Raw genomic sequence first — 15137 nt, forward strand, 5'->3', positions numbered from 1 at the left:
TATAGTTATGTGATTATAATTTAGCAACAATAGCGATCGCTCTTACTCTTGTACTTTGATATTGACAATCTTTTGTTTCTCTAGTCATCAATGAAGCATTTCCTATATTTTTATAAAGTTTATTTCCATGAATTTTTGTTGGAATATAAAAATCAGCTATTCCATTATAATTACTCACTGCCTTTAAAAGTTTCATAATTGTTAATATTATCTTCAAAAGCATAACACTTTACTGTCGGAACAGCTTTTTTGAAAGTAATACTCCCGCTACCATCACGAGAGCCAATATCAAAAAAATCATCTGGTTTTCAAAATTTTGCAATATCTAGAAAAAATTCTACAAGTATCTTATTTGATCAAACCCTATTCTGTTTATTTGAAATATCAAAATTAACAGATAATTGACTTAATGATCTATTGATGATTGGAGATAAAATCTACCTTAATTGTTCTATTTATGCTTGAATACTAATGTTAGCTTGATATATTTCCTGAATTTGCTTTTCGTAAGTTTTACTCAGATTACTGTAAGTATTAAATTGATTATTTTCTAGTTGATTTTTGAGGAAATCAGCTTTCTGATAAACTTGCTCTGCTTCCTGTATTTGACCTTTTCTTTTTAGAGCATCTCCTAACTTATAATAAGCCCAGTGAAAGTTTGGATTTAATTGAATAGATGCTTGGTAAGCTTGAATAGCTTTATCTAATTTACCTTGACGTAAATATTCATTTCCTATTTTTATATAACTCATTGAATTTAAATATTTTATCTAATCTCAGAAATTTATTTTATGATGTACCAAGGTGATGCCTAATTCTTTCAAAGATATTATTGTATGGCTCTCTTTTAAATAACGTACTCTGCAATTCAACAAAATCAGCATACTCCAACTGACTAATCATTTCCAAGCTGTTCCATTGAGGCTGAAAATCTTTCCTCCATTTCTGCCATACTACTGTTTGTCCATGATCTGGGAAAGTGGCGAAACTATACTGAGGAAAAAAATCATGTATGGCAGCAACTATTTTAAATACATCACCCATCCAAGCAGCGCTTTTTTCCCCAGAAAAATTCTGTATTTGTCGGCAACGCTGTAGTGATGATTGTGCTTGAGCATAACTTCTCGGACAAGTATCATCAATTAACCATATAGTCTTTGAGTGTGCCACAGCAATGGAAGCACAAAAGTCTCGAAAAGTTTGTTCAAAAGTATGCAGGCAATCTAAGTAAATTAAATCGAATGATTCAAACTTCTGGGCATAACTTTTGAAAAATTCATCACTGGAAACTTCTAGAAATACCACTTTTTCAGTGGCATATTTATCCTTATTTAATCTGAACTGAGGATCGACGGCAACTTTATTGGTAATATTTACTGCATTAAAAGTTATACCTTTTGATACTCTTATTTCTAGATATCTGGATGATTGATTAATACTAGCAAGCTTGTTGAGGCGATCGCTGCGACTTTTAATGGACATATCAACTGACTTTTCTTGAGTTGTACCACGCACTTGTAAATACTTTTGCATAACACCTATACGATGCATAGGATCGCTATTTGGTAAGAAATTGTAAGCTCTATCTATGTAGGCGCTAATATAATGCTTTTCTTCAGTAAAAAACTGATGGTCATTCCATTTTTTCAACGAGCAAAAATTATGTTTTCTGAGTGATTCAACAATTTTGTCTGGATGTCTGTTTATTCTGAGTGGTTTTCTGATTCCATGTTTCCTCCAGTCAGTTAAGCCTAGAATATCTTGAAGATTTCCAGCAATAATATAATTACGACACTTGCTGTTAAGATGTGGATAGAAAGATTTATTGCCTCCTCTTTTAGGAATACAAGCAATTTCAGCGTCTAAATAATTTATTAATTCTAGAAGGTATATAGAACTTCCTTCACTAAATATAATTTTTTTGGCATTGATCAGATAAGCAAGTTGTTCAATAACGTCATAGCTTTCTGGTTTTAATGAAACATAACCCTCATCAGTGAACAGAGTCTCAAAATACTTTTCTCCTGCTATAACTCCACTAAAAGGGATATGATTTCTTCCTAAAAAAAGCCATTGTGGTTTATCTTTTCTCAGGTTATTTGTTAACTCAAAAATCCTGTGCTGTAGTTTTTCTAAATAAGAGAAATACCATTTCTTTTGTCCAAGTGTTAGCTCACTACCCGGTTCTGGAATGATAAGATTTTCAAAAATACAGTGGTTATTTGTAACTAAAACACATTTAGCTAGCGGTATGCCTATAATTTCTAGTATTTGAGTAAACCATAAAGGAAAAGTATATTCAGCTAGGGAGGTATTGGGGGGTTGTGAAATAGTAAAAACAATGCCATCATGAATACTGATATCAAATGCCCAAAGACGATGAATACTTTCAGTCAAAGCGTGCCCAAAGTGTGGATGAAAAGGACCTCCGTAGATATATGTACCATGGTAAGTTTTTGAACTATCAATCTGATGAGTATCACTGTTGTCGCTGCCAAGATTATTTTTTTCATTCACTTCTATGAACTGATCTAAGTAGACTATTTCTTGCTCTAGACTACCACCGCGTTGATGACGGAATATTTTTTCTTGATCTAAATTGATATTGCTTCGTCGATGACGGAATATTTCTGGCATATTATTGGGAAAAACTACACCCCCTGACCACTTATTATGTTGTTCCTGAATCTGAATGGGTTTGACTATGGCATTGTGTATTTTGAACAATCGATTTTGCTCATCTGAATGCTCTAACAGTTTCTCACTCTTAATCTACCTTGAACTTAGTTTGGTCAGACTTAGTTTCCTCCAACTCCTTCTTTAATTGAGACTTTGACTCTGACTGCTCTTTCTCTTTCAACTGAGTTTCCTGAAGTTGAGAATAATACTTCTCCAACACATCCATTGTTTCACTTAACTGAGACTGCGACTGCTCCAATAACTGCTCGGTTTCCCGCAACTGAGACTTAGTTTCCTCCAACTCTTTGTGCAACTCCGAGTCCGATCGTGGCTGTTGTTGTTCCTGTTTCTCTCTCAACTGAGCTTGCTGCAATTGTGATTGAGATTGCTCCAATACTTCCATTGTCTCACTTAATTGCAACTGATACTCATCTAACAACTGCTCAGTTTCCCGCAACTGAGAGTTAGTTTCCTCCAACTGTTTGTGCAAATCAGACTCTGACCCCGACTGCTTCTGTGCTAACTCTGCCTTAACCTGCTCCAACTCTTCCTGCTTCTCCTGCAACTTTCCTTGCAACTCTTCCAATGTCGCCATCGTTTGCTCCATTTGAGACTGATACTCTTCCAACACTCCCATCGTCTCACCTAACTGCGACTGGGACTCCTCCCATAACTGTTTGGTCTCCTGCAACTTGGACTTGGTTACTGCCAATTTCTGCTTAACTTCTCCATCTGATTCCGACTGCTGTTGCTCTCCTTTCTCCTTAAGCTGATATAACTCAAAGTGGGTTTGCTCCAACTCTCCTAATACCTCATCTAATTGAGATTGCGTCCGCTCCAACTCTTCTCTGACATCATGCAACTCGAACTTAGTTTGATCCAACTCTTGTTGAGTTTGTTGCCATTTAGCCTTAGCTTCTTCTAGTTCTTTTTCTGTTGTTGCTGCCATTAATTTATATTCCCCTTAATTTCTTCAAATATTACCAACATCTTGATAAAATCAAATTCTAAAAATAAGTTAACTATACTGAGTAAGTGACTTTATCCTACCTCCATTTGTTCCCTATATTCCTGATTTAATTTCTTCTGTTGAATATTTATGTAGTATTTTTGCTCATGTTTTATTTGTCTAATTTTATTTAATTAAATCTGTCTTCTACTCACTTATTTTTCACTACTTACCAAAACTTTCTGCTGAATTTTCATAGTGCGCTTCATCAATTTTTGCCATTCTTCAGAATTTGTCAGCTTTTGACTATCTAACTCTAGACCTTTTTGCTGAGAGAAATTAGCAAAACTATCTAACCATTCCATTACTATTTCTGCCCGAGAGTTTTCAGTATATTTCAAAGATTTCTGAAGGCGCTCTTGCATTTCAAGCAAATTACCTTTTTGATAAGCATACCAAGCTTCCCAAACTAATAGTTGATATTCTGTTTGACTCTCGGATTTAGAATTTATCAGAATGGCTTGTTGATACTGCAATTTTTCTAATTCTGACTGAGTTTGTGTTAGTTTAGACTTTGTTTTCACTAATTCTTTTTTTGCATTTTGTTCTTGAGATTGAGATTGTTGCAATAATATTTCTGTCTGCCTCCATTGAGTCTTAATTCGTTGCAATATTGTCTGAGTTTCCTGTAATTGTAGTTGCTGATTTTTTCGTTCTTCATCAGTTTGATATAGCTGAGTTTGAAACTCTTTTAATAATGTTTTTGTCTGTTTCATTTGAGAATGAGATTGTTGCAATAGTGTTTCTGTCTGTTGCAGTTGTGAATTAGATTCTACTAATTCTGTTTGAACTTCTTGCATTTGTAGGTTAGTTCGCTTCAATTCTTGCTTTGCTTTATGTGATTGAGATTTAGATTTTTCCCATTCCTGCTGATTTTTTTGAATTTCTTTTAGTTGTGTTTTTGACTGTTGCAATATTGTTTCTTTTTGTTTTAGTTGAGAGTTAGATTCTGTTAACTCGGCTTGAGTTTGATTTAGCTGAGATTGAGTTTGTTGTAATTCTTTGCTAGTTTTTTGCAGCTCATATTCATACTTTTCTAACTTTTGTTTATGGTTTTTTAGTTGATAATTAGATTCTGTTAACTCGGCCTTTTTTGCCTGCAACTGTGACTGAGATTCTTGCCACATTACCTCAGTTGCTGTTAACTGAGACTGGTAATATTCCCACTCTTCTTGAGTTTGGTGTAACTGATGTTTATAAACTACTAATTCGTCTCTAGTTTCACATAAATTATGTTTTGTTAATCCTAATTCTGCCTGAGTCTGTTTCAGTTGTGAGTGGGAGTTTTCTAATTCTGTCTCTACATTGTTTAACTGTTCTTGATATTGTTGTAAACTCTTCTCATTTGCCATTAACTTAACCTGAGAATCTTCCCAGTCTTCTTGAGTTTGGTGTAGCTGATTTTGGCAAACCTTTAATTTAGCTTGAGTCTCATACAAATTATGTTTTACTTTCCCTAATTCTGCTTGAGTTTGTTTATTTTGTGATTCGGACTTTTCTAACAATACTTCTGTTTTTTCTACCTGAGATTGAGATTTTTGCCATACTGATTCTGTTTGCTGAAGTCTATAAGTAAATTGTTCTAGTTCTTCTTGTGTTTGATGTAGTTGTGACTGATTTTGTACTAGCTCTCCTTGAGTTTGGTGTAGTTCAGATTTTGTTTGTATAAGTTCTTTTTCTATTTGATCAAATCTGGTTTGAATATGTTCAATTTTTTTCAGTTGAGACTGAGTTTCTTCTAATACTGTTTCTGTAGCCTGGAGTTGTTTTTTAGATTCTAATAATGTTGTTTCGGTGGTATCGAGTTGAGAAGCAGATTTTTGTAACTCATCTCGTGTTTGTGTTAATTCAGACTTAGTTTGTGTTAGTTCTAATTGACTTTGTTGGTATCGATCTTTATATTCTTCTACTTCTGCTAGTAAGTCTTTATTCTGACTTTCTACACTACAGAAATTCATCCAGTCTTGAAAAGCCCAAATTCTATAGGGAGATGATTTAATTTTTTCTTGCCAGGAAAAGTCTGGTATTTCATTGGCTGGTTTCCAAGCTCTTGCTTCTAATTCCTGGTACATTTCTATAGCCTCAGGAAAGTAATAATCTATGAGAGTCGATCTATGGTCTTCTACTGATAATTGATTATTAAATAATGATGGTTTGTAGATATTGTCAGCGGGATAATTGAAGTTTGTCTTAAATTTTTGATTTATTGCTTCAATAAATAGTTCTTGGTTATTTATTATTGTTTGAATATTTGTCAATAGACAACGATTAGCAGCATAATTATAAAAATCAATAATTTTTTGATTGTAGTGTAACCATGATTTTACTGCTAATTCTGGCTGACTTTGAAATATTTTATCTTGCCGACTATATAGAGAATTAACTACTTCCCAAGGAGAACGATAAATTAATAAAAATTTGGCATTTGGCAGTATATTTGCCCAAAAATCTAGAAACAAAGTTGTACGAGGTTCTTTCCATCCCCAATTTCCACTTATAGAATTTTTGGCGATAATTTCTTTTGCTCTTTCTACAAAATTTTCTTCTATATCTATTCTTTCTTGGAGTGTCCAACCATCTCTATCTATTCCTTGAGATTCTAATACTTGTTGATGAAATTCATAGAAGTCTAAATTTTCAAAATATCCTTGAGGGTTATCTTCTGTTCCCTCCATTAATTTCCGACCAATATGTAAACCAGAACTTTGTAGGATGGAAGTTGTCAAAGAACTTCCAGAACGGTGCATACTGGTAATAATTAGAGTTGATTTTTCTGTTTTGTGTATCATATTGATTTTGATTATGTATTGGTTATTAATATTACTATATAATTTTTTTGAACATCAATTATTAGAATTACTAGGGAGTTAATTTATTATACAAAACTTACTAACTTAAGCAGCTCTAATATTAATTATTAATTAGGATAAGTTAGCAGCGCTATATAATTTTAACTCTGATTACCATTATTCATCTAAATTTGTCAATGACTTATATTAATTTTTTGCTTGTTACCATTTATCCATTTCTGTCTGAATTTTCAGTTAGTCCTACTTAGACATTTTTTGGGAGAAAAAATACCAGAAAATCAGTCTAGACAAGGGAATTATATGGATGAAATGCCGAAAACCCTTGCTCATTAATGATTTATGCTTTTTTGACATCAAAACATCTACCTGTCTATATTTGAGCCTTTTTTCTACTTCTGTTTTTTGTAAGTCTCATTAGGACAAACTCAAATAAATTTAGTCTTATTTTGATTTACCTGATTTTATCATCTTGCCAATCCACTCAGAAAGTCTGATGAGGTTCCGACTTCTGACTCCAGCTAAGACACATTTAGATTTTGGTAGTGGTGCATAGTAATGCTAGAGAGAGTGTGGGAAGTGTGGGAAAAAATTAAAAAAAATATATATTCACAGGTTCGCGAGTAGGAAAACCTAGATTTTATCTTCTCTGTTAAGCGAAATTGGGTTTTCTTTTACAAATAAAGTTATTTTTTCCCTGATGAGTTTAATATCTCACACCTCACCTGCAATGTCTACAATTGCTTGGGGTCCTGTGGAGCGAAGTGGCAACTTTTCAGTATTCCCATCCACTTGTTCCTTATCTCTGAGATAACTAAATATTTCCTCCTTCTTTAAATAGTTTAAACACTCAATAAAAACTATTTCTCGATCAAAATTTAGCCTATAATAAAATTTTAAATTTACTCTGGTAAATTTAGTAATCTTGGCTCAAGTAAGTGACATAGGAAAGCATTTCCTATATGATGTTAACTACATCAGGGTAATTTCATGATATCTAAATTGACAGACAGAATTAACCTACTAAAAGACTGTCAAATATCAAAAATTAATGAGTCGTATTACCCAATCCATAACTATCAAATAAAGGAAGTTTTAAATAACAATGTCAACCTCAACAATGGCAACAGAAATAGAAAGCAGTGTTAGCTATCTTCATACTGCCAATAAACTACTAAGAGAAGGTAATTTAGCAGAAGCTGTTGATGCTTACCAACAAGTAATTCAACTTAATCCTAAATCAGCAGTAGCTTATCAAAACTTGGGAGAAACTCTTAGTTTACAAGGAAATTTAGAAGCAGCAGCAAATATATATCACCAAGGAATTCAACTGCAACCAAACTATTCTTGGTCTTACTATAATTTAGGAGAAATTTTAATTAAATTAGATAGATTTGATGAGGCAGTTATTTATCTAAACCAAGCGATTGAAATTAATTCAGAATTTCCCAAATTTTATAGTAGTTTAGGATTTGCTTTGGCAAAACAAGGATTATTTGATGAGGCAATAGTTGCTTATCGTCATGCTCTTGAAATTGACCAAAACTTTGCTTCAGCTTATCAAGATTTAGGGGAAGCTCTAGCAAATAAAAAAGAGTGGAATGAATCCATAGATGCTTTTAATCAAGGGATTGAAATTAATCCCTATTTGCCAGAATATCATTTGAGTTTAGGTAAGGTTCTAGAAAACTCTGGTCAACTCGAACAAGCAGTTATTTCTTATCGTCATGCTCTTGATTTAAATCCCAATTTAGCAGAAGCTTACTATTATATTGGGCTAGCTTTAACTAAGTTACAAAAATGGGAGGAAGCCATTGATTCTTGTATGCAAGCTATTTCTCTCAATCTCAAAAATACCGAAATTTATCATCATTTAGGAGCAGCTTTAGCACAACTCAAAAAATGGGAAGAAGCTATTGCTGCCTATCAAAATGCAATTGAATTTAATCCTAATGCAGCAATAATTCATCATCAGTTAGCTTATGCTTTTGCTCAACTCAAAAAATGGGAAGAAGCTATTGCTCAATATCGTGAAGTTCTCAGAATTAATCCCAATTCAGCAGTTGTATATGACCAGTTGGGAAAAGCATTAACAGAAATGCAAAAGTGGGAAGAAGCAATAAATTGTCATCAAAAAGCTGTCGAAATTAAACCAGATAATCAAAAGTTTAATCAGCATCTACAAGAGGCATTAGCGAGAAGACAACAACAGAATAAAACAGTAATAGATTCTCATTTGAAATTAGCAGAAATTATGGAACAACAAGGGTTTATTGAGGAGGCTATTTCTGCTTATCGTCGAGTGATAAATCTTAATCCCACTGCTGCCGATATTCACCATAAACTAGGATATGCTTTGGCAAGTTTGGAAAAGTGGGATGAGGCAATCGCTTCTTATAATAAGGCAATTGAACTTCATCCAAGTTCGGGTATTGTACATTATCATTTGGGCGAAGCTTTGACTAATTTAGGCTTAGATGAACAAGCAATATCTTCTTTAGAAAAAGCTATTGAACTTGCACCAAATTTATCTAGCGCTCATCAAGCTTTAGAAAATTTACAGGCAAAATCAAAGAATAGGGAGTAGGGAGTAGGGGAGTGGGGGAGAAGTAAACATAAGAATAATTAACATTAATTTGGGTAAAATTAGCAAAAAAATTCCATGGGCATAAGTTAATTACTTAATAACTGAAGTGTTGCTGAATAATTAAGGTAAAGATTCTCTCCTTTAAAGGAGAAACAAGAAAAAATTTTCCTTTTATTCAATCCTCTTCCTTTTAGGGAGAGGTAATTATTAATTATTAATTATTAATTGTTCAACATCTCGCCACTCCCTACCTTCCCATTTCCCTATCTACTCAGTTACAAAGATATATGGCTATATGGCAAACTTTTTGGGATTTGGTATTATCCGATGTCTACAAGTCAGGAAGTTCAACCAAAGCTGAAAGCTATTAGTTAACTGCTAGTTAAGTAGATAGGGAAAATTATTTGCATATCTACTACTAAGATATATTTTATGATGTCTGAATCTTCTCTTTTCCCTATCTCCAACAAATGTTAAATTACAGCATTTTTTAAAATAGTGAAATACAGTTGAATTGCAATTTATGTTCCCTATTCCCTATTCCCTATTTCCTGTTCCCTAAAACATAGAATTTTTTCCTCACACTTTTCAGGCATTACTACAACCTACATTCTGCACTTCAAAATCTAGTATAAAAAAGGAGTCAGAATTTCCTAGGTCATGGTCTGCAAACAGCAATTCTGCAATTCAGTAGGAAATAATAGAGGTAATTATCAATTATCAATTATTGAAATAGTATAAATACCTAGCAAGCTACCGATTTTTATACTACTTTTAATGTTATACCATTTTGAAAAAAGAATGTTACGAATAGTAAGAGCGATAAAAAGACAAGTGCAGGAGATGTCCCTGTGAGAAAGTGGTGCAACCCCGCGACGACAACAGTCGCACCTGGTAGCACACCAAGAGAAAAAGATAATTTACGCCTTAAAAAATGGTATTAAAGCCATTCCCATACGACTCCTTACTCCTGACTCCTGACTCCTAAGAAATACCCTAGATATTTGTAGCAAACATTTATCAATTTGGTATTACTTAAAAATAACTTTTTTAATCAAACTTATTTTATTTTTGTACGGAGCATATCGCCAATTTAAATCAAACCATAAACCCTTTTTCAACACACTTTTGTAATGAGAAAAAGTCTCAAAACTAGCCTTGCCATGATAACGACCAATACCACTATTGCCTACACCGCCAAATGGTAAAGATACTACTCCAAATTGCATCACAGTATCATTAATACAAACATTTCCAGAAGAAGTTTCTGTTAAAACTTGCTCTTGCTTTTGTTTGTTTCGAGAAAAGAAATAAAGTGATAGAGGTTTAGGACGAGAATTAACCATAGCGATCGCCTCTTCTAAATTGCTGTATTCTAAAACAGGCAAAATAGGTCCAAAAATTTCCTCTTGCATAATTAACGAATCCCAAGAAACCCCCTCAATAATTGTTGGAGCAATGTAGCGGTCCTCTGAATTAGTTTCACCGCCAATAACTATTTTTCCATCTTGCAGTAAGTTAGTTAATCTACTAAATTGTTTTTCATTAATAATCCGACAATAATCTGGACTATTAGCAGGATTTTTACCATAAAATTCAACAATATATTTTTTGATTTTATCTAATAAAGCTGATTTAACTGCTTGATTTACTAATAAATAATCAGGAGCAACACAAGTTTGACCAGCATTAATAAACTTTCCCCAAGCAATACGTTTTGCCGTATATTCTAACTGAACATTAGCATCAACAATACAAGGACTTTTTCCACCTAATTCTAAAGTAACAGGTATGAGATTTTTAGCAGCAGCTTCCATCACTATTTTGCCTACTTTTTTACCTCCAGTAAAGAAAATATGGTCAAATTTTTCTGCTAATAACTGCTGAGTTATTTCTACTCCTCCTGTAACTGTAGCAATATAAATAGGGTCAAAAGTATTAGCAATTAAATTAGCCACAACCTCAGATGTATTAGCAGCTACTTCTGAAGGTTTAATAATTGCACAATTTCCTGCTGCAATAGCACCTAATAAGGGAGATACTACTAACTGAAAAGGATAATTCCAAGGACCAATAATTAAAACTACCCCTAAAGGTTCTGGATAAATTTTTGCTCCAGCAGGAAACTGTTCCATTGGGGTAGAAACTTTTCGAGGTTTTGTCCAATATTTTAGTTTTTTAATTGCATTATTTATCTCTTTGACAAAACCAAGTTCAAAATAACCTTCAAAAGTTGGTCGATTCAAATCTGCTTTAATAGCAGCAATTATTTGTTCTCTATCGTCTGAAACAACCTGTTTTAAAAGTTTAAGTTGTTCTATTCTAAATTCAACATTTCTAGTTTTTCCTGTGGCAAAAAATTGACGTTGTTTATTTAATATCTTACTGATTAATGATTGGTTGAAATTCATAGTTTTTCTCTTAAATCAATCTGATATAGCGCTGTGCGCAGGCAACAGGCAACAGGCAACAGCTATCTGGGGGAATAAAAAACTTATAATATAACCCACATTCCGCATCACAAAATGTAGTATCGAATCAGGAGTCAGGAGTCAGGAGACAGGAGACAGAATTTTAGAAGAAAATCATAGCTGCCGTGATTGAGTAATCATGTATAGCAAGTATTTATGCGTAAATTTTTTACTCGGAATTTGATCAACGAAAAAAGTAATTGAGATGATTTGCATAGTATAAATACCTACCAAGCTACGGATTTATATACTACTTTTAACACTACAAATTGACGTACGGAATGTGGGATATAAGACTTTTAGCTATTGGACACCTCTTGTAATTTGTAAATATGCCAGCGCACATTGCTATATAGCAATTCCCAAAAAGCGTGAGGTACAAAATTTTAGGCTTGAGGGAACACCGGATCTGGGAACAGGGAACAGGGAATAAAAATACAAAAAGATAACTGTACCTCACGACCTTGGGAAACGCTATACCAATTTTATGTGAAGCTGTGTTAGGTGGTAAGTAGTAGGTGGTAGGTAGTAGGTGTTAGGTGTTATACCAATTTGAAAAAAGAATGCTTAACTTAAGTAGCACTTCAGTTATTAAGTAATTAATACTCTTATTCAATAACTTTTTTGATAATTACCACGCCAGTTATTGTTAATTATTCTGATGTTTATTTATCCCCTACTCTTCCACTCAATAAAATGTAGCAAACATTTATCAAAATAATTAGGCCGAAAACCCCGCCTTTTAAGGCGAAATATTTTTGGAGGGCGGCTCAAATCCCCTACTTCCCCTCCTGGGAGGGCTATCCCTTACCCATAAGTCTTGAAACCCTTGTGGGGAGCAGGGGAGCAGGGAGCAGGGGAGAAAGGAGAAAAAATCATAGTAGCTAAGTAAAACTACTGGGGTTTTCAAAACAAATGTATATAAAAGTACATTATTTATGTTGAAAAAGCCGAGCCAATACTTGTGCATAACTTGTCTATTTTGTCAAGCTTTATGTTAAGAAAGATGTGGGTAAAGCATAGCTGGGAGGGGGAGGGGCGAGGGGTGGGTTAACTTCTAACTTCTAACTTCTAACTTCTGACTTCTGACTTCGTTAAGTCAGGTGCCATAGAATTATTTTTTCCTTCTTCCTTCTCTCCTAGATAACTAAAGCCTTCTTCCTTCTTCCTTCTCTCCTAGATAACTAAAGCCTTCTTCCTTCTTCCTTAAAAAAACTATTCAACTTGACTAAGACGACGTAAATTCAAAATATCGCTCATATTTTTAATCTGAGTACAAGTCTTTTCAAATTGTTGACGACCGCTCACTTCAATACATAGATTAATAATTGCTGGGTGACCGGGATTTGTTTTAACTTGAGCATTTTGGACATTAACATTATTATCCATCAAACGAGACAAAATATCTTTCAAAACTCCCACTCTATCCATCACTTCTATACAAATATTAACTGGATAAGTTTGAGGTCTTCCTTGATTTTCATTAGTAGAATTCCAACTAACAGGAACTAACCTTTCTCCGGGTACATTTTCCACATTAGAACAACCTTGACGATGAATAGAAATACCATGAATGCGAGTTACACTACCAATAATAGGTTCACCTGGAATTGGATTACAACAACCAGCCAAATGATACATTAAACCTTCAACTCCAGCAATGGGATGAGATTTATCTGAAGATGAAGTTTGAGTTGGACGAGGTAGCATTAAAGTAGATTTATGCTCAGAAAATTCTTTACAAATATCTGAATTTTTCTCAACTTGTGTGACTTCTTTAGTTGCATCTCGTAACCGATTAACTACTAAATTTAAAGTTACTTCACCGTAACCTAAAGCTGCTAGTAAATCTTCCACATTATGGTAATTAAATCTCTCAGCAATAAGTCGCATTTGCTCAGACTTGAGTAAAGATTCAAAACCTTTTTTACCCAATTCTTTTTCTAATAATTCTTTTCCTCTAGATATATTTCCTTCCCGATGAGAGCGTTTATACCACTGACGAATCCGGTTTCGCGCCCCACCAGTAACAACAAAATTTAGCCAATCTAGACTAGGATGCCCATTTTTTTGAGTTAATATTTCAACAATATCACCATTTTTTAATTGAGTATCTAAAGTGACAATCCGATCGTTCACTTTAGCCCCTGTACAATGGTTTCCCACTTCTGTATGAATACGATAAGCAAAGTCTACTGAAGTCGAGCCTTGTTTAAGAGAAATTACATCACCTTTTGGTGTAAATACATAAACATCTTCATAGAATAAATCACCTTTTATAGTTTCCAAATATTCTTGATCGTCTATCAAGTCGCTTTGCCATTCTAATAACTGTCTTAACCAGGTAAATTTTTCATCTTCAGCATTAATTTTAGTATGACTCGATCCGGTTTCTTTATACTTCCAGTGAGCAGCAATTCCATACTCAGCAATATGGTGCATTTCTACAGTTCTAATTTGTACTTCTACAGGGCGACCTGCATTACCTATTACCCCTGTATGTAATGATTGATAACGATTAGGTTTTGGCAGACCAATATAGTCTTTAAATCTTCCAGGAATGGGGCGGTAAGAGTCATGAACAATAGCTAAAGTTCGATAACAATCTTCTCTTTTATTCACAATAATTCTTAGTCCGGCAATATCATAAACTTCGTGAAATGCTTTTTGTTTGAAATGCATTTTCCGATAAATTCCATACAGATGTTTAGGACGACCACTAATGTCGTAGCATTCTATTCCTGCTTGGTCTAATTTATGTCGTAAATTTTCTGTCATTTCTAACAGTTTAGCCTCTCGGTCAGCTCTTTTATCTGCTACCAATTCTTGAACTTCTCGATAAGCTTCTGGTTCTATATATTTAAAAGATAAATCTTCTAATTCCCATTTGATTCGACCAATTCCCAAACGGTTTGCTAAAGGTGCAAATATTTCCCGTGTTTCTAATGCTTTACTTAACTGTTTATGACGTGGCAAATGTTGCAGAGTTCTCATATTATGTAACCTGTCTGCCAACTTAACAACGATTACTCTAATATCCTTTGCCATTGCCAAAAACATCCGACGAAAATTTTCAGCTTGTAGCTCTGTTTTACTAGAAAAATTAAATTTAGAAAGCTTTGTTACACCTTCTACTAATAAAGCTATTTCCGACCCAAATTTTTGTTCTATTTCTTCAATAGTTACATCAGTATCTTCAACAATATCATGTAGAAAACCTGCAGCAATCATCGCACTATCACCACCGAGATATTTCAACAATCCCGCAACAGCTATAGGATGACATATATAAGGTTCTCCTGATTTACGATATTGCCCTTCATGCAACTTATAAGCCAATTCAAATGCTTGACAGATTAAGGCTGTATCCAGCGAACAGCTAGTTAAATTATCGCTGTTATTTTTACTATTTATGCATTCTTGTAGCCAGTCAGGAATTACACATGAAAGTACAGGTTTAGGTGCTAGAGTTTTTGTCTTCATAGGAGTTAGTTTATAAATCAGGTTAATTGGTTGTTTCTTTAGCTAATTTAGACTAGAGATGCCAGAGTTATATTTCGGTCTTTTCTTAACCTAAATTATCA

The 15137-nt window shown here is 33.8% G+C and carries 8 protein-coding genes; 1 reads left to right on the plus strand and 7 read right to left on the minus strand.

The genetic code is table 11. The features are described from left to right. Nucleotides 1–13 precede the first annotated feature (13 nt). The 5 genes from F6K18_RS19625 to F6K18_RS19645 all read right to left on the minus strand — a co-directional run bounded on the left by F6K18_RS19625 (nt 14) and on the right by F6K18_RS19645 (nt 6477). Complete coding sequence (locus tag F6K18_RS19625; protein WP_287523112.1) at nt 14–196, minus strand: hypothetical protein; 183 nt, start codon at nt 194–196, stop codon at nt 14–16. Between the two features lie 259 nt (nt 197–455). After that, the gene (locus F6K18_RS19630; protein WP_287523115.1) at nt 456–752 is read right to left on the minus strand and encodes a tetratricopeptide repeat protein; all 297 of its coding nucleotides are present in this window, start codon (nt 750–752) and stop codon (nt 456–458) included. A 37-nt stretch (nt 753–789) separates the two neighbouring features. Further along, the gene (locus F6K18_RS19635; RefSeq protein WP_287523118.1) at nt 790–2727 is read right to left on the minus strand and encodes a class I SAM-dependent methyltransferase; all 1938 of its coding nucleotides are present in this window, start codon (nt 2725–2727) and stop codon (nt 790–792) included. Between the two features lie 40 nt (nt 2728–2767). After that, nucleotides 2768–3628, minus strand: coding sequence for a hypothetical protein (locus F6K18_RS19640; RefSeq protein ID WP_287523121.1), 861 nt, complete (start codon nt 3626–3628; stop codon nt 2768–2770). Nucleotides 3629–3843: 215 nt separating this feature from the next. Then, the gene (locus F6K18_RS19645) at nt 3844–6477 is read right to left on the minus strand and encodes a sulfotransferase (RefSeq protein WP_287523123.1); all 2634 of its coding nucleotides are present in this window, start codon (nt 6475–6477) and stop codon (nt 3844–3846) included. A 1123-nt stretch (nt 6478–7600) separates the two neighbouring features. Between F6K18_RS19645 and F6K18_RS19650 the strand changes: the two genes are divergently transcribed. Continuing rightward, entirely contained in the window at nt 7601–9082 is a 1482-nt protein-coding gene (locus tag F6K18_RS19650) for a tetratricopeptide repeat protein (RefSeq protein ID WP_287523126.1), read from the plus strand. A gap of 1031 nt (nt 9083–10113) precedes the next feature. On the opposite strand, the gene F6K18_RS19655 is transcribed toward F6K18_RS19650, so the two are convergent. Together F6K18_RS19655 and F6K18_RS19660 are read right to left on the minus strand one after the other, a co-directional pair. Next, the gene (locus tag F6K18_RS19655; RefSeq protein ID WP_287523129.1) at nt 10114–11493 is read right to left on the minus strand and encodes an aldehyde dehydrogenase; all 1380 of its coding nucleotides are present in this window, start codon (nt 11491–11493) and stop codon (nt 10114–10116) included. A gap of 1275 nt (nt 11494–12768) precedes the next feature. After that, nucleotides 12769–15036 (minus strand): bifunctional (p)ppGpp synthetase/guanosine-3',5'-bis(diphosphate) 3'-pyrophosphohydrolase, encoded by a 2268-nt coding sequence (locus F6K18_RS19660; protein ID WP_287523132.1) that lies wholly within the window; start codon nt 15034–15036, stop codon nt 12769–12771. Nucleotides 15037–15137 lie beyond the last annotated feature (101 nt).

The sequence above is a fragment of the Okeania sp. SIO2C2 genome (assembly GCF_010692625.1).
In the GTDB taxonomy this organism is placed as follows: Bacteria; Cyanobacteriota; Cyanobacteriia; order Cyanobacteriales; family Microcoleaceae; genus Okeania; species Okeania hirsuta.

Coding starts and splice junctions, on each gene's coding strand:
- F6K18_RS19625 (WP_287523112.1), bottom strand. CDS start 196: ATGAAACTTTTAAAGGCAGTGAGTAATTATAATGGAATAGCTGATTTT.
- F6K18_RS19630 (WP_287523115.1), bottom strand. CDS start 752: ATGAGTTATATAAAAATAGGAAATGAATATTTACGTCAAGGTAAATTA.
- F6K18_RS19640 (WP_287523121.1), bottom strand. CDS start 3,628: ATGGCAGCAACAACAGAAAAAGAACTAGAAGAAGCTAAGGCTAAATGG.
- F6K18_RS19645 (WP_287523123.1), bottom strand. CDS start 6,477: ATGATACACAAAACAGAAAAATCAACTCTAATTATTACCAGTATGCAC.
- F6K18_RS19650 (WP_287523126.1), top strand. CDS start 7,601: ATGTCAACCTCAACAATGGCAACAGAAATAGAAAGCAGTGTTAGCTAT.
- F6K18_RS19655 (WP_287523129.1), bottom strand. CDS start 11,493: ATGAATTTCAACCAATCATTAATCAGTAAGATATTAAATAAACAACGT.
- F6K18_RS19660 (WP_287523132.1), bottom strand. CDS start 15,036: ATGAAGACAAAAACTCTAGCACCTAAACCTGTACTTTCATGTGTAATT.